At 68.5% G+C, this 14,863-nt stretch carries 17 protein-coding genes and 1 pseudogene; 8 read left to right on the top strand and 10 right to left on the bottom strand.

Going from position 1 to position 14,863, the window contains the following annotated elements:
- From ABZ444_RS48105 to ABZ444_RS48095, 3 genes are all read right to left on the bottom strand, one after another.
- On the bottom strand, window positions 1–923 hold a 923-nt coding region (locus ABZ444_RS48105), incomplete at its 3' end, for an IS701 family transposase (protein ID WP_358011255.1).
- A gap of 183 nt (window positions 924–1,106) precedes the next feature.
- Entirely contained in the window at window positions 1,107–1,628 is a 522-nt protein-coding gene (locus tag ABZ444_RS48100) for a hypothetical protein (protein WP_358011253.1), read from the bottom strand.
- 20 nt (window positions 1,629–1,648) lie between these two features.
- Window positions 1,649–2,413, bottom strand: a complete 765-nt coding sequence (locus tag ABZ444_RS48095) for a hypothetical protein (protein WP_358011250.1) — start codon at window positions 2,411–2,413, stop codon at window positions 1,649–1,651.
- Between the two features lie 259 nt (window positions 2,414–2,672).
- On the opposite strand from ABZ444_RS48095, the pseudogene ABZ444_RS48090 reads away from it, so the two are divergent.
- Window positions 2,673–2,980, top strand: a pseudogene (locus ABZ444_RS48090) (transposase); the annotation flags it as partial.
- 206 nt (window positions 2,981–3,186) lie between these two features.
- Here the strand turns inward: ABZ444_RS48090 and ABZ444_RS48085 are convergent.
- The 3 genes from ABZ444_RS48085 to ABZ444_RS48075 form a co-directional block, all read right to left on the bottom strand.
- Window positions 3,187–3,720, bottom strand: a complete 534-nt coding sequence (locus tag ABZ444_RS48085) for a DinB family protein (RefSeq protein WP_358011247.1) — start codon at window positions 3,718–3,720, stop codon at window positions 3,187–3,189.
- 318 nt (window positions 3,721–4,038) lie between these two features.
- The gene (locus tag ABZ444_RS48080) at window positions 4,039–4,386 is read right to left on the bottom strand and encodes a hypothetical protein (RefSeq protein ID WP_358011244.1); all 348 of its coding nucleotides are present in this window, start codon (window positions 4,384–4,386) and stop codon (window positions 4,039–4,041) included.
- 106 nt (window positions 4,387–4,492) lie between these two features.
- Window positions 4,493–5,047, bottom strand: a complete 555-nt coding sequence (locus ABZ444_RS48075; RefSeq protein ID WP_358011242.1) for a hypothetical protein — start codon at window positions 5,045–5,047, stop codon at window positions 4,493–4,495.
- Window positions 5,048–5,565: 518 nt separating this feature from the next.
- Between ABZ444_RS48075 and ABZ444_RS48070 the strand changes: the two genes are divergently transcribed.
- Window positions 5,566–6,111, top strand: coding sequence for a GNAT family N-acetyltransferase (locus tag ABZ444_RS48070; RefSeq protein ID WP_358011239.1), 546 nt, complete (start codon window positions 5,566–5,568; stop codon window positions 6,109–6,111).
- Window positions 6,112–6,492: 381 nt separating this feature from the next.
- Here the strand turns inward: ABZ444_RS48070 and ABZ444_RS48065 are convergent, their stop codons facing one another.
- Window positions 6,493–7,020 carry a helix-turn-helix domain-containing protein gene (locus ABZ444_RS48065; RefSeq protein ID WP_358011237.1) on the bottom strand — a complete coding sequence of 176 codons (528 nt, stop codon included), beginning with the start codon at window positions 7,018–7,020 and terminating at the stop codon, window positions 6,493–6,495.
- Window positions 7,021–7,125: 105 nt separating this feature from the next.
- Between ABZ444_RS48065 and ABZ444_RS48060 the strand changes: the two genes are divergently transcribed.
- Genes ABZ444_RS48060 through ABZ444_RS48040 form a run of 5 tightly spaced genes read left to right on the top strand, consistent with a single transcriptional unit; the run spans window position 7,126 to window position 12,118 of the window.
- Complete coding sequence (locus ABZ444_RS48060) at window positions 7,126–7,419, top strand: DUF2218 domain-containing protein (protein ID WP_358011235.1); 294 nt, start codon at window positions 7,126–7,128, stop codon at window positions 7,417–7,419.
- On the top strand, window positions 7,416–8,828 hold the full coding sequence (locus tag ABZ444_RS48055) for an aminopeptidase P family protein (RefSeq protein ID WP_358011233.1): 1,413 nt from the start codon (window positions 7,416–7,418) through the stop codon (window positions 8,826–8,828). The genes ABZ444_RS48060 and ABZ444_RS48055 overlap by 4 nt, the downstream gene beginning before the upstream one ends.
- A gap of 11 nt (window positions 8,829–8,839) precedes the next feature.
- Complete coding sequence (locus tag ABZ444_RS48050) at window positions 8,840–10,009, top strand: aminotransferase class V-fold PLP-dependent enzyme (protein WP_358011230.1); 1,170 nt, start codon at window positions 8,840–8,842, stop codon at window positions 10,007–10,009.
- A 9-nt stretch (window positions 10,010–10,018) separates the two neighbouring features.
- On the top strand, window positions 10,019–10,855 hold the full coding sequence (locus ABZ444_RS48045) for an NAD(P)H-binding protein (protein ID WP_358011228.1): 837 nt from the start codon (window positions 10,019–10,021) through the stop codon (window positions 10,853–10,855).
- A gap of 18 nt (window positions 10,856–10,873) precedes the next feature.
- Window positions 10,874–12,118 carry an SGNH/GDSL hydrolase family protein gene (locus tag ABZ444_RS48040; protein ID WP_358011225.1) on the top strand — a complete coding sequence of 415 codons (1,245 nt, stop codon included), beginning with the start codon at window positions 10,874–10,876 and terminating at the stop codon, window positions 12,116–12,118.
- Between the two features lie 83 nt (window positions 12,119–12,201).
- Here the strand turns inward: ABZ444_RS48040 and ABZ444_RS48035 are convergent, their stop codons facing one another.
- The 3 genes from ABZ444_RS48035 to ABZ444_RS48025 all read right to left on the bottom strand — a co-directional run bounded on the left by ABZ444_RS48035 (window position 12,202) and on the right by ABZ444_RS48025 (window position 13,607).
- On the bottom strand, window positions 12,202–12,495 hold the full coding sequence (locus tag ABZ444_RS48035; protein ID WP_358011223.1) for a hypothetical protein: 294 nt from the start codon (window positions 12,493–12,495) through the stop codon (window positions 12,202–12,204).
- A 110-nt stretch (window positions 12,496–12,605) separates the two neighbouring features.
- Window positions 12,606–13,067, bottom strand: coding sequence for a VOC family protein (locus ABZ444_RS48030; RefSeq protein ID WP_358011221.1), 462 nt, complete (start codon window positions 13,065–13,067; stop codon window positions 12,606–12,608).
- 126 nt (window positions 13,068–13,193) lie between these two features.
- A complete protein-coding gene (locus ABZ444_RS48025; protein WP_358011218.1) occupies window positions 13,194–13,607 on the bottom strand; it encodes a DUF1761 domain-containing protein in 414 nt (137 codons plus the stop codon).
- A 121-nt stretch (window positions 13,608–13,728) separates the two neighbouring features.
- On the opposite strand from ABZ444_RS48025, the gene ABZ444_RS48020 reads away from it, so the two are divergent.
- On the top strand, window positions 13,729–14,724 hold the full coding sequence (locus ABZ444_RS48020; protein ID WP_358011216.1) for a YafY family protein: 996 nt from the start codon (window positions 13,729–13,731) through the stop codon (window positions 14,722–14,724).
- Window positions 14,725–14,863: the final 139 nt, after the last annotated feature.

Genomic DNA, 14,863 nt, shown 5'->3' with positions numbered 1-14,863 from the left:
TAGGCCAGTTCCCGTTCGCCCTTGGCGTTGGGGGTCAGGCTGCGCCGGGCCAGCAGCCAACGCTGATAGCCGGGCTCGACCTCGAAACGCACCGACGCCAGCGCCCAGTCATACAACCGTTCGCCTTTGGCGCCGCGGCCGCAGGAGCGGCGCTTCCACGCCTGGGCCGGAGCTTGGGCGGTGGCGGTGTCGGCACGGATCTGCCCGCCCCAGCCCGTGCCGATCCACTGGCTCCTGGGTACGGCCACCACATAACTGAGACGGTGTTCTTCCAGGAAACGCCGGAACTTGAAATCCATGCCATAGGCCTCGTCCGCGGTCACCCACGACACCGGCACGCCGGCCTGCAGCGCGCGGGCCAGCATCGTCCGCGCCAGCATCGGCTTGGTGGCAAAGGGCGCGTCGGCCGGGATGCCGGCCCGGGCGCAGCGATCACGGTCATCGGTCCAGGACCGGGGCAGATACAACTCGGCGTCGATCAGTGCCCGCCCGAGCGGGGAGGCGTAGGCCAGGAAGACGCCCACTTGGCAGTTGTCCACCCGGCCTGCGGTACCGGAGTACTGGCGCTGCACCCCGGCCGACTTGTCGCCCTTCTTCAGGAAGCCGGTCTCGTCCACGATCAGCACGCCGTCGCGGTGGCCGAGGTGTTCCATCACGTACTCACGCAAATCGACGCGCACCTGGCGCGGGTCCCAGCGGGCGCTGTTGAGCAGGCGCTGCATACGATCCGGCGTCGCATCCCCGGCCGCCTCGGCCAGCTGCCAGCCGTTCTTGCGCTCGATCGGCGCCAGCAATCCCAGCAGATAAGCCCGCGCCTGCCGACGCGGCTCCACCCGCCCGAACCGGCCCGCAACCCGGCCGAACAACGCATCCAGTCCCGTAACCCACTCCCGCAGATCAGCAGCGGTTAAGTCATCTGGCATGTTTACACGCTACAGATCTCAAAGGCTCGCTGTAGTACTAGCGGCCCCGGACGCCGCCAGCATCCAACCACCCACACCACCGAAAGCCCCCGGCCCCCTTGAATCCGTTCAGGGAGGCCGGGGATTCTCTCACGCAGGCCTTAACACACCTTCCCCGACCTGGCCATGGCCGCGACTGGAAGGTCACTCAAGATGAGGATGGCGACGCTGGTGACCGATGGCGTCGGTGTGCTTGAAGGCAAGCTCCGGCGCATACGGTGCGGGCCAGGCAATGATCAGGTAGTGCTCGAACGGCAGTGGCGTACTGGCCGTCCCGTCCGGGTCGGTGTCTCTTCCGCGAGCGTGCACCCGTAGCCGGTAGAAGCCTTCGCCGTGGTGGGCGAGGTTCGGCAGGTCGGGGAGATCTCCATCGAGCCCGCACACGATCAGTGATCCTGAGGTGGATTCGATGGAGACCTCGACGATCTCCTCCCAGTTGTCCAGATCGATACCCGGAGGCTCATCTGTCAGCTGTACCTCAACGTCGACGACGCCGATCGCGATGCCGGTGAAGATCGTCGCGCCGTCGGGTTCGTCATCCACCACGATCAGCCCGTTGCCATAGCCTTCTACCGGCGCCGGTCCGCCCTCCTCGGGGTCCCGGAGCTGGATCTGGTGGTAGGACAGATGGACATTGGCCCAGTGATCTGGAGGTGTGCTGATCATGGGAGGAGCCTTTCCGTCCGTCAGGACTTCAGGTCGGCCTTGACGTAGAAGGCATCTGCGTCCAAGAGACGCTCGTCTCTGTAGAGGTTGGCAATCATGCCGCCCTGCTTGTCCTGCTCCGTTTGCGAGGCCCATTCGGCGGAGAAGTCGGACATCCAGTCGCCGCCGCCCGTGTAGGCCCCCTCGTAGGTGTGGGCGAAGGGATACTCGTCACAGCTGGAGTTCGGCGGTCGCGGGTCGGTGAGATAGCTGCACGCGTCGCTACGGTTCTCCTCAGCGTCCGCGTCGTCATAAAGACGGGTCAGGGGGCTGCCTGGCACGCCTCCTGCAGGGGGCGCGCCGGGGTTGCCCCGGGACTGTGCGCGACTGATGTGTCCGGTAATTTCCGGCAGCTCGCTCTTCTTGAAGGTGAGCGTTGGCCAGGTCCCGGAGAACACGAAGCCGCTGTTGGTCGAGCCCTTGAGCATGCCGTTGTCGCACCTCAGGTCACCAGGGCCACTCGTGGCGTAGCTGACGCCGGCGAAGTCGTTCGACTTCAGCTTGAGAACGGTATCGACGTCGATCGTCTCAGCCTGGTTCAAGGGGACGGACGTGACCAGAGTCGTGTTGAACTGCAGCCAGGTGCGGAGCTGGAGAGGCTTGGGGGCCGTGCTCGCCTTCACCGTGCAGTAGGGACTGCATTGGCCATTGGAGGAGACCATCAGGTTGGGGTCGTACTCACCCCACTCGCTATGGGCCCATACGTGGTCACCGTAGATGAACGCACCCTCGTTCCACACGGTCACAAGATCGACGTAGTAGGTGAAGTCGATGCCGCCGAGGACCTTGCCGGTAGCGGTGTCACCCCCTTCTGATCTTGGGCACGCAGTAGCGAAGGCGGTTCTTCGGACTTACTGCGACGTTCCTGAAAGGGGCCGTACATCCCTGCCTGCCGACCTGGGGAGATGATGGTCTCGGCGTGGTCTGCCCGAACGGCTCGCTGGACGCCTACGCGGCCGGCTGCGCATCCTGGCCGGACACGGCGGGCTGCCCACGGCCGAGTGCATCGAGTCCCAGACGGTCAAGACGGCCGAGACCGTCGGCGCGGCAGCCTGCGGGTACGGCGCAGGCAAGAAGATCAAGGGGCAGAAGCGGCATATCGCGGTCGACACGCTCAGGCTGCTGTTGTGCGTGATCGTCACCGCGCGTCGGTCCAAGACCGTGACGGCGCCCACCCGCTGCTGGCCCGGCTGCGGGAGAAGTTCTCCACCATTGCGCTGGTCCGGGTGGATGGCGGCTTCGTCGTGCTGCCGCGCAGGTGGATGGCAGAACGAACCTTCGCCTGGCTGACCCGCTACCGCCGACTGGTGCGGATCTACGCACGCAGGCCGGCACCACGAAGCCCAGATCTGATGGGCCATGGTGCACCAGATGACCCGCCACCTGACCCGCGAACTGGCAGGCCAGCCAACCCCGGGCCGCTGGGCCGGCCCGCGTCCTGGAGCTACGGCTGACCACTGCTCAGCGGATACGTCGGTGAGGTGGCAGGACCTGGATACGGGTGATCCCGGGAGAGCCGCTATGCTCCCGTGTCCCCGTCGATGCGCTCTCGGATCAGGTCGGCGTGCCCGGTGTGCTGCGCGTACTCCTCCAGGAGGTGGATGTAGATCCAGCGGAGGCTGACCTTGCCCGTCGGCGCCCGGGGGTCGTCGGCCAGCTCCTCGAGGCCGATGTCCGCAACCGCGGCATCGCAGGCAGCCGTCTCCGCGAGGAAGGCGGCGTAGTCGGCCTCGGCGTCGGCGTCGGCGTCGGCCACCAGGTCGAAGTCGCCGTCTTCGTACTCCTCCGTGATGTACAACTCGGGCAAGTTCTCGTGTAGGAACTTCTCCCGGAACCACCAGCGCTCGACTTCCGTCATGTGTCGCAGGAGGCCGAGCAGCGTCAGGTTGGACGGCTCCACGGCGGCGGTCTTCAGTTGCTCGGAGGTGAGGCCGGCGCATTTGCGCAGCAGGAACAGCCGGCGGAGCTTCAACCAGTTATCCAGCATCTCGCGTTCGCCACAGGCCATGTCCGTCCGAGGTCCCCGCTCTACGTCGGGTGCTGTCCACGTCATGTCACCATCATGACGACCTGCGCAACCGCTTTCGCCGGATACGCGCCTATCTTGCCCGCCGCCGGGCGTATCGCTCGAAGCTGGGGCTCGGCCAGGGCATCCCTGTCTCGGCCTCAGTGACCAAATCTTTTGTCAGCAGGCTCTGAGACGTCATCCTCCACGCCTCGTCCGGGGCATCAGGGTGTGCGCATCACTGCACGCCCTGGACCCCACCCGCTACACCCACGCCCTTACCACGCAGGTCAGACCCTACTTCGTTGGATTCACGGCCGAAACTACGAGAACCTTCGAAACAGAGTGCGCTGCCCGACGTGGCGGTCACCGCGCTGCTGTGCGTGGTGCTGGTGCCGGTCGGCGTGCGGACGCTGCGAGCCGGCTCAGGGTGTAGCCGCCCGAGGCCTTCTTGAACAGGTACTCGGCGCGTTCGTAGGACAGGCGGCGTCTGCCGGTCTCGGGGCACAGGTCGGCCGGGTCCGGCGTCCGGGCGGGGGCGGGTCTACGGTCGGCCAGGAAGAGGGGGCCGCGGGTCCGGCCCGCGACCAGCTCCTCCAGCAGGGGCGCGGCGCCGTCGCCCCACGTGACCATGGCGGCGCGGCGGGCGGGCAGGTCGAGGTCCTCGACGTTGAGCGCGAGGACGGCGGCGGCCGAGGCGCCCGACTCGAGCACCAGCGCTAGATGAATAGCGCTCAGTCTTCCCAAACACGCGCTGACCCCTTCACCGGCGCGCCGCCACTACGCGAGCGCCCAGTGGGCCCTCCCCGTGGCGAATCGGTCAGTAGTACGTGACCACGGCGTACTGGTACTCGGTGTCGCCGTTCTCATCGCCGAAGTGCTTGCGTCCCGTCATGATCTCGCCCGGGTTCGCCTTCGACTCGTGCGACTCCTCGGTGTAGGTCTCCGACCAGCGCTTGTTGACCAGCGTCACGGGCCGGCCCAGATACGTGAGCATGGCGAAGTAGACCACGCTGATGCCGTTCTCGTCCCCGTCGTGCTCGCGGCCGACCATGGCGTTGCTCTCAGGAGCCTCGAACCACGAGTAGGTCTCGGGGTCGACCAGCTGGTAGTGACTCGTGGACACGGCGACCCGTGTCCTGTCGATCCAGATCTTGCCGCACCAGTACGTCGTGTAGCCGTTCTCGTCCCCATGGTGCGCCCGGCCGATCAACACCTCGTTCTCGGGGCAGAAGAAGCTGCTGTCGTTCTCCTTGACGGTTGCGGAGTACCCCGCGACGATCGAGACGACCGGCTTCGCGGCGGCGGGGTCTGCGGGAGTCAGGGTCAGGGCCAGGACGGCGGACGCCGCAGTGGCGAGCACCTTCTTGTACACGGTTTACGTCCCTCGAATCGGTCGCTCGTGCCGGCGTTTCCGGCACGACGAACACGGTGACGCCCGCCATTGCAGTCACACTTGGAAGTGACTTGTGACAAGGGATCCGCAGTCGGGCTCGTGGAAATGCTCGTGGTACCAGGCCCTCCGCTCGGGTCCGTGCCACCAGCCGCAAAGTAGCTGTGAGCAGCCGGAGGTTCCCGGACGGCTTGACGTAAGAGCTGTCAGCGAGCAACGCGACCTGCGAAAACATCCCCGCCGTCGTTATCGCGATGGCGAGCACCCGGACTCGTCCACGGTTGGGCGCCGCAGCCATCACCCCGTGTGGTCTGCGCAACGTTCTACTTTGGGGCTCGTTGCACGGACCCGAGCCGAGGGCCTAGAAGAACCGCTCCAGCTCCGCCTGCGACGGAGCGCCCGAGAAGCGGGCGTACGCGGCCGCCTCACGGGCTCGTTCGGATGCTCGTCGTGCCCCGTCACCGTCCGAGGTTGACCAGCATTGCGTTAGGTTGGTCGGGATGAGGACATATGACGATCTGCCGGCGGAGCTGGTGACCGAGCGGCTGCGGTTGCGGCGGTGGGTGCCGTCGGATGCGGAGGAGTTCCGCGGGTTGTGGTTTGAGCGGGACCCGCGAGTGCCGGCGGCCCGGCGGATCGACGCCGAGGGACGGCCGACGGTCGAGGACGTCCGCGGCTGGCTCGTTGACAACCCGCTGACGGCGGCTCCTGGGCTCGGGTTGCTGGCCATAGAGCTGCGCGACACCGGTGAGTTCATCGGGTACTGCGGATTGACCGTCGGCCAGGGATCGTTCGACGAACCTGAGATCGCGTACGAGCTGGCACAACGAGCTCACGGCCATGGTTATGCGACAGAAGCCGCCCGTGCGGTCTTGGAAGCCGCGATTCGGACAGGGCGTCGCCGCCTCTGGGCCACTGTGCGGGAGTGGAACACACCCTCGTTCCGCGTCCTTGAGAAACTCGGCTTCCACCGAAGCGACCGCATCGACGAGGACGTCGAACACGGTAACTCGATCTGGATGACGCGCGTACTCGACCCGCGATAGAGACGCGAGCATCGGCCACCAGATCACGCAGCTCGCGCAGGTGGCCGCCGCCGAAGTCCTCGACGGGACGCAAGGGGTGGGAGTTGCCGGGCGGGCATTCGGGCGGCCGACCTCACCGATGCCTGCTCGGACGCCGAACTGACGTTCACGCGCGTAGACGATCTGTGAACCGGCGGCGCGCCGACGGGAAGCCCGCCGGCTGCCCGACGCTGTCCGGCGTCCGGCCCATGGTTCATGAACGCAGCCCCCGCCAACGGCGCTGTGGTCAGCCCTTGACGGCCTCCGATCCGGTGCTCTCCCTGAAGCCGGCGGGACGGGGAATGTCGTCCTCTGCTGAGGAATGGCGGCAGCTTGTCGCCCCGTTGGCCGGTCGACGTGTTGTCAGGTGGGGTGACCTTCCGGTGGCAGGCGGGGGATGTCGGCGCGGTAGAGGCTGAGGAGCAGTCCGTAGGCCTCGGTGCCGTGTTCGGGGTTGAGGCGCTGACCGTGTTCGTAGTCCTCGATCCGTCCTGCCAGCGTGCGGGCCTCTTCCGGGGTGAGCCAGACGTGGTGCAGCACGGTGTGGCCGGGGTCGCCCGGTCGTACGGGTGACATCTCGGCCAGGGCCACGTCGTGCAGGAATCTGGCGCCGGTCTCCTCGTCGAGCTGGAAGCCGCGGTTGACGAGTTCGAAGCGCTGCTCGGTGCCGCCGCGCACCTGGCGGGTGCTCGCGAGGCGGACGAGCCCGGCCTCGCGCAGGACCCGCACGTGGTAGCCGACCGTGCCCTTGGTGGAGTCGAGCGCGGTGGTCAGCTCGCTGAGGGTGGCCGGGCGCTGGCGCAGCAGGTTCACCATGCGGTGGCGCATCGGGTGCCCGAGCGCCTTGTACTGCGCGGATGAGCGCAGAGAGAGGAGCTGCTCATCGGTCATGGGGTCAAGTGTCGAGGACCGTCGACGCTTTTGACAAATCACGCGAGACGTTGGCAGACTGCCGAGCGCCTAAAGCGTCGACATATCTAAACACTTGGAGGGCGCATGCTTCTGTCCACGGCACACGTCGCGACCGACCGCCCCGAGCGGTACGCCAAACAGCTCGTCTCCCATCTGGGCCACAAGGCCGCCGCCGAGCACACAGGCCCGGGGTGCGCGACGATCACCTTCCGCTCCGGCGCCTGCTCTCTGCGGTCGAGTCAGGGGGTGCTCGTCCTGGTCGTCGAGGCCGCAGACCTCGACGCGCTGGGCGGCGTCCAGGACGTCGTCACCAGGCATCTCCTGCGCTTCGCCGCTCACGAAGAACTCCACGTCGACTGGACCGGGAGCCGGCCATGACCAAGGCCGCCCACGACCCCGACTTCCCGCCCAGGCTCCTGGAGCTCATGCGCGCGGCCTGGCTCGACCAGCCGCTGGACGTGCGTCCCCAACCGGGCGTGCCGCACTACGCGCGCCGCCGGGCCGAGCTGTCGCGCGCTTTTCCCGGGGAGACGCTGGTCATCCCCACCGGACCTGCCAAGATCCGAGCCAACGCCACCCTCTACCGCTTCCGCCCGGGAAGCGACTTCTCCTACCTCACTGGCGACCACGACCCCGACGGTGTGCTGGTCCTGCGACCGGGCGGTGACGCCCTGCTCTACACCCATCAGCGCTCCTCGCGGGAGACGGACGAGTTCTTCCGCGACCGGGCCGGCGAGCTGTGGGCCGGGCGCCGCCGTACGCTCGATGAGAAGACGACCGAGCTCGGTGTCGACACCGCCCCGCTGGCCGGCCTCGACGCCGCCCTGGCGCGATGCGTGCCAGGGCGCACCCGGGTGCTGCGCGGGCTCGACGCCAGGGTCGACGCGGCCGTGCCCGCCGACGACGTCCGTGACCGGGCGCTCTCGGCGGCGATCGCCGAACTCAAGCTCGTCAAGGACGAGTGGGAGATCCGCCGGCTCCAGGAGGCGGTCGACGCCACCATCCGGGGGTTCGAGGACGTCGCCCGGGTGCTGCCCGCCGACCGGGGCGTGTCCGAGCGGCTGATCGAAGGCGTCTTCGGGCTGCGCGCCCGGCACGACGGCAACGACGTCGGTTACGGCTCGATCGTCTGCGCCGGAGCGCACGCCACGATCCTGTGCTGGAAGCGCAACGACGGCTTCACCGCGCCCGGCGAGTTGCTGCTCATGGACATGGGAGTGGAAGGCCATCAGCTCTACACCGCCGACATCACCCGCACCCTGCCGGTCTCCGGTGTCTTCACCCCGCTCCAGCGCGAGGTCTACGACATCGTCCACGCCGCCCAGCAGGCCGGTATCGCAGCGGTCAAACCGGGGGTGAAGTTCGCCGACGTCCATCTGACCTGCATGCGGGCGCTCGCCGAGGGCCTGGTCGAGCTCGGGGTGCTCAAGGTGAGCGCCGACGAGGCGATGGACCCGGCGTCGATGCACTACTGGCGGTGGACGCTGCACGGGTTCGGCCACATGCTGGGCACCGACGTGCACGACTGCGCCAACGCCCGGCCCGAGCGCTATCGCGGGGGCGAGCTCGGCGCGGGCAACGTGCTGACCGTCGAGCCCGGGTTGTACTTCCAGCCGGAGGACGATCTGGTTCCCGCCGAGCTCCGCGGGATCGGGATCAGGGTGGAGGACGACATCCTGGTCACCGCGGAAGGCGCGGTCAACCTGTCCGGCGCGCTGCCCAGTCGGGCCGACGAGGTGGAGAACTGGCTCGCCGCCCAGCGCGAGGCGGGACCTCGACTGCCGTGAGTCTCCTGGATGTGGCACGTGCCCGCCTCGACACCCCGGGATGCGCCGAGGTGGTGCACCTCAACAACGCCGGTGCGGCGCTCGCTCCGGCCCCGGTGCTCGACGCCGTCATCGGACACCTGCGGCTGGAGGGGCGGCTCGGGGGATACGAAGCCGCCGCCGTCGCGGCTCTGCAGGTGAACGCGGTCTACGAGGCGATCGCCCGGCTGATCGGCTGCCTGCCGGGCGAGATCGCCGTGGTCGAGAACGCCACCCGCGCCTGGGACATGGCCTTCTACGCGCTGCGCTTCGGATCGGGGGACAGGATCCTGACCTCCCGCGCCGAATACGCCAGCAACGTGATCGCCTTCCTGCAGGTCGCGAGCCGTACCGGCGCCCGGGTCGAGGTGGTCGACGATGACGAGCACGGCCAGTTGTCGGTGCGCGACCTGGAGCGGCGGCTCGCCGCCGACGTCAAGCTCGTGGCCGTCACCCACGTCCCGACCCAGAGCGGACTGGTCAACCCCGCGGCCGAGATCGGCCGGCTGACCCGCGCCGCGGGCGTACCGTTCCTGCTCGACGCCTGCCAGTCCGTTGGGCAACTCCCGGTCGATGTGCGGGAGCTCGGCTGCGACCTGCTGTCGGCCACCGGCCGCAAGTTCCTGCGCGGGCCGCGCGGCACGGGTTTCCTCTACGTCTCCGAGCGGCTCGCCGACACCTTGGAACCGCCCTTCCTCGACCTGCACGCTGCCACCTGGACCGGCCAGGACACCTACGAGATCCGTTCAGGCGCGCGCAGGTTCGAGAACTGGGAGGCCAACTACGCGGCCAAGATCGGCCTCGGCGTCGCGGTGGACTACGCCCTGAGCTGGGGCGTCGAGGCGATCGCGGAGCGCGTCACCGCGTTGGCCGCCCGGCTGCGGCGGCGGCTGGGGGAGCTGCCTCGGGTGACCGTCCAGGACCGGGGACAGCGGCTGTGCGGGATCGTCACCTTCACCGTCGACGGCGAGTCCGCTGCCGACGTGCACCGCCGCCTGAGCGCGGCCGGGATCAACACCAGCGTGTCCGCGGTCACGTCCGCCCGCTACGACCTGGGCGAGCGTGGCCTGGCCGCCGTGGTGCGGGCGTCGGTGCACTACTACAACACCGACGAGGAGGTCGACGCGCTCTGCGCCGCCCTACAGCGTCGGAACAGATACTAGGAGTCCTCGATGTACCTCATAACCGGCGCCACCGCCCACTTCGGCCGACAAGCCGTCGAAGTGTTGCACGCCGCGGGCCACCCCGTCCGCGCTCTGACCCGCACGCCCGAACGAGCCGCCCTGCCGCAGGGCGTCGAACTGGCCCAGGCCGATCTGACCAAGCCCGAAACCCTCCCAGCCGCGCTCGACGGAGTGAGCGCCCTCCTGCTGGTCCTGCAGTACGGCATGGACCCGGCGCCGCTGCTGGCCGCCGCCCGCGAAGCCGGGGTGAGCCGGATCGTCTTCCTGTCCTCGGGCGCGGTGGTCGACGGCGCAGGCGCGCAGCCGGATGTGATCGCCCAATACCACGGCGACGTGGAGCGGGCCATACGCGAGTCCGGCCTGGAGTGGACGATCCTGCGGCTGCTCTTCCCGGCGATCAACTCGCTGACCTTCGCGATGCAACTCTCCGGCGGCGACGTGATCCGCGCGCCGCACACCAAGGCCGCCTTCAGCGCCATCCACGAATTGGACGTCGCCGACGTCGCGGTCGCGACGCTGACCCGCCCCGGCCACGCCGGGCGGACCTACCACCTGACCGGGCCGGAGTCGCTCACCCAAGCCGACCAGGTCGCCATCCTCGGCCAGGCTCTCGGCCGCCCGCTCACCGTCGAAGACCTCGACCCCGCGCCGGTGCTGGAGCAGATGAGCGCCTTCATGGATCCGGCCTTCCTCGGTGCGCTGTTCGAGCTGATGGCGGCCTGCGTCGGCAAGCCCGCCGACGTCAACGACACCGTCGAGCGGATAACCGGCCATCCCGCCCGCACCTACGCGCAGTGGGCCGCCGACCACGCCATCGACTTCTGACCCAAGGATCCGCCACTCATGCTGTTCACCAAGACCCTGGCCGCGCTCACCCTCGCCTTCACCGCCGTCCCCGCCCAAGGCGGTACGACGCAGCCCCGCTGGACGGGCGCCTGGGCGGCAGCCGTCCAGCAGCCCTCACCCGGCGGGCTGCCGTGGTCGTCCAACTGGTCGGAGCAGGGCTTCGAACGCCACTCTGTCCGTCAGGTGCTCCGCGTCACCGGGCCGGGAGCCGCGCTCCGCATCACCATCTCCAACCGGTACGGGACCGCGCCTCTCACCGTGAACGGGGCGACGATCGCCAAGGCCGCGACCGGCGCCGCCGTACGTCCTGGCACTCTGCGCGCCGTCACCTTCTCCCGGCGCGCGGACGCCGTGGTCAAGGCCGGCCAGGAGCTGGTCAGCGACCCGATCCCGCTCCAGCTGCAGGCGCTCGACCGGCTGGCCGTCACCCTCTACTTCCATGGCGCGACCGGACCCGCCACCTTCCACGACATCTCCTCGGCCACCAGCTACCGGGCGTCCGGCGACCACCGGTTCGACCCGCGCGGCACCGCCTTCACCGACACCACCCAGTCGTGGTACTTCCTCAGCGGCGTCGACGTGCTCGGCTCCTCAGCCCGCGGCGCGGTGGTGACCTTCGGCGACTCGGTCACCGACGGCACCGGCAGCACCCCGGACGCCGACAACCGCTACCCCGACCAGCTCGCCGAGCGCCTCGTCGCCTCCGGCACCCGGCTGACCGTCCTGAACAGCGGGATCTCCGGCAACCGGGTCCTCTACGACCACCCGCTCTTCGGCGAACGCGCCCTCGCCCGCTTCCAGCGGGACGTGCTCGACAGGCCGGGCGTGCGAACGGTGATCGTGATGGAGGGCATCAATGACATCACCTATCGTGACCCCGACGTCACCGCCGATCAGATCATCGCGGGACACCGCGAGTTGATCCGGCGCGCCCACGCCCGGGGGATCCGCGTCGTCGGTGGCACCATCATGCCGTTCAAGGGCAACCCGTGGCTCTACCCCGACGGTACGGCTGAGCCGTACGGTCTGGAGCAGGTCCGCGACCAGGTCAACACCTGGATCAGGACCGGCGGCGAGTACGACGCCGTGGCCGACTTCGAACGCGCCCTCGTCGCCCCGGACGACCCCGACCGGCTGCGCCCGGAGTTCAACGTCCGCGACGGCCAAGAGGGCGACTGGCTCCACCCGAACGACGCGGGCCTGAACGCGATGGCCGAGACCATCGACCTGAACGCCCTGTAGGACCGTGGCCCCGCCGGGTCACGCGCCGCGGTTCGACAAGACACCCGACAGCTGTCTTGCCGGCTTGCGTTTACGCGGGGCCGTCATATGGATCCGAAGCCTCCGGCCAGTCTAGAGATCCGAACTCCGGACAGGCTCTGGCGCCAGGCGAGCACTTCATCGCCCATTTCCGGGACGTCGAGTCCGGCATGCTGGGCTTGGATGGCCGCAGCCAAGGGACAGCGGAGGACTACGCACGGCTCGGCGTGCCGGTTCCCCGCGACGGTGGACTGGCCGACCTGCTGGAATGGGTCGGGCGTGGCGATATCGACCGGGTGGTCTGCGAACGCATCGTCCGGGTCGCCCGCGACATGCTGCCCAGCCTCCAGGTCGAGCACCACCTCACCTCCCGGGGGTGGCGTTGGAATGCGCCGACGAGCCCCGCGGCGGCATGACCAGCCGGACAGCTGGAGCTGCGCCGCCTCGGACCGGATGAGCGCGTTGGTGGTCAGCCGGCGTACGGGGCGGCGACGTCGAGGATCCAGGTGACACCGAAGCGGTCGGTCAGCATCCCGAAGCCCGGGGCCCACTGCGACGGGCCGTACTTCTCGATGATGTCGGCGCCGTCGGTGAGCTTGTCCCACAGCGCGCCGACCTCCTCGGTGGTTTCGCCGCGGACGGACACGAAGAACCGCTCGCCGGTCAGCGTCATGCCGTGCTCGCGAGTGGTGGCGGCGGGCGCGGTGGCGGCCGGTGCCTGGCTGGGCACGTCGTAAGCCATGATGCTGAAGCCGTTGTCGGCCGTGACCTGGCCGAAGACGATCTTGTCGGCGTCCGGCAGTTCCTTCGGCATGCCGAAGTCGCCGTACGCGATGGTGGTGAGGTGGCCGCCGAACACGGTCTGGTAGAACTCCAGCGCTGCGCGAGCGTCACCGCGGAAGTTCAGGTGGGTGGTGGTGGAGATGGCCATGCTGGTGACTCCTTATTGATTTTCGGGCGCGGTACGCCCGGTATGGGCTGGTAAGTCTCGTTAGAGAGGGCCAGGGAAGGGGATGTCGGACGGCCGAATCGGCGAGTCCCCACGGTGCTGCTGGTCTCAGATGGCCGGCAGAATGGCGCTGACGATCAGGCTGCCGACGATGTTGTAGCTGCCGGAGACCGCCGCATGGAGCAGCGGTCGCGGGAAGTTGGGGTTGATGGCGATGGTGACGGTGTTGGCCGTGAGGTAGCCGAGGCCGACGACGAGACCGAACAGCAGCGCATCGCCGTAGGTGTCGATCTTCAACGCAGCCATCAGGATCGCGCTCGTGAGGGTGATGACCAGGCTGGTCAATGGCGGCCCGGCGAGAAACAGCGGCGAGCTCGGCGCCTTGGCGCCGACCTCGCGGCCGAGGGAGCGGTTGTACGCCTTGGGGAACAGGCCGGCGAACCAGACGCCGCCGAGCAGGGTCAATGCGATGCAGCCGAGCAGGATCCCGAACCAGTTCAGATTGCCCAGAACATCGAACATGGTGCTGACTCCGTCAGTGTCAAAGGGGGGCCGTCCGGGTCGCGTGGCTGACCGGCTCGATACGAAGGTTCGCAGGGGTAGGTGACAGGATGTGGCACCTACTTCGGGCAGAATGAGGTTCATGCAGAAAACTTCAGCCCGGCTGCTGGCTCTGCTGTCGCTGCTGCAGACCTGCCGGGACTGGCCCGGCACGGTGCTGGCCGATCGCCTGGACATCAGCCTGCGCACCGTGCGCCGCGATGTCGACCGGCTCCGCGAGCTCGGCTACCCCATCGCTGCCGTCAAGGGCCCTGACGGCGGCTACCGGCTCAGCGCCGGCACCGAACTACCCCCGCTGCTGTTCGACGACGAACAGGCCGTCGCCCTCACCATCGCCTTGCAGATCGTCGCCACCAACCCCGGCAACGGCCTCGCCGAACCCGCCGAGCGGGCACTGAACACCATCCGGCAGATCATGCCCTCCCGACTCCGGCACCGCATCGACGCGCTGCGCGTCACCGCCGTTGAACGACCTGTCACCCGGCCGGCCACCCCGGTCGACGGCGACGTGCTCCTGACTATCAGCGCCGCCGTCCACGCCCGCGAGATCCTGCGCTTCGACTACGGCGCCGAGGTCACGGACAAACCCCCGCGCCGCGTCGAACCCCACCACCTCATCACCTGGGACGGACGCTGGTACCTCATCGCCTGGGACCTTGACCGCGACGACTGGCGCACCTTCCGCGCCGACCGGATCACCCCGCGCACCCCCAACGGGCCCCGGTTCACACCACGCGTACTGCCCGGAGGAGACGCCGCCACCTTCGTCACCAGCACGTTCCGCGGCTCTGGCGACGCCTCGGGCAACTGGCCCTGCCAAGGCACAGTGATCCTCGACCTGTCCGCCGCCACCGTGGCCCTCTACACCCGCGAGGGACTCGTCGAGGAGATCAGCCCCTACCGCTGCCGGCTCACCCTCGGATCCTGGTCCTGGCCCAGCCTCGCCGCCGCCATCGCCCGCTACGACGCCGACATCGAAGTCATCGGCCCCGACGAACTCACCGACGCCTTCGAACACCTCGCCCGCCGATTCACCAGAACCGCAACCGGCCACGGCATCGCATCACCCACATTGTGAGTTGCCATGCCTACGAAAGACACAGTGGCCAGTGAACTCGTCGGCACCATAAGGGGAGCATCCCAGTGCACCTCGCCGAAGCCGCCGACGTTCCACGAACTGCTCACTTACGCGCGGCCGCGCGACACCGTGCACATCT

The organism is Nonomuraea sp. NPDC005730 (genome assembly GCF_040630865.1).
In the GTDB taxonomy this organism is placed as follows: domain Bacteria; phylum Actinomycetota; class Actinomycetes; order Streptosporangiales; family Streptosporangiaceae; genus Nonomuraea.
This window is presented reverse-complemented; position numbering and strand designations above follow the sequence as displayed.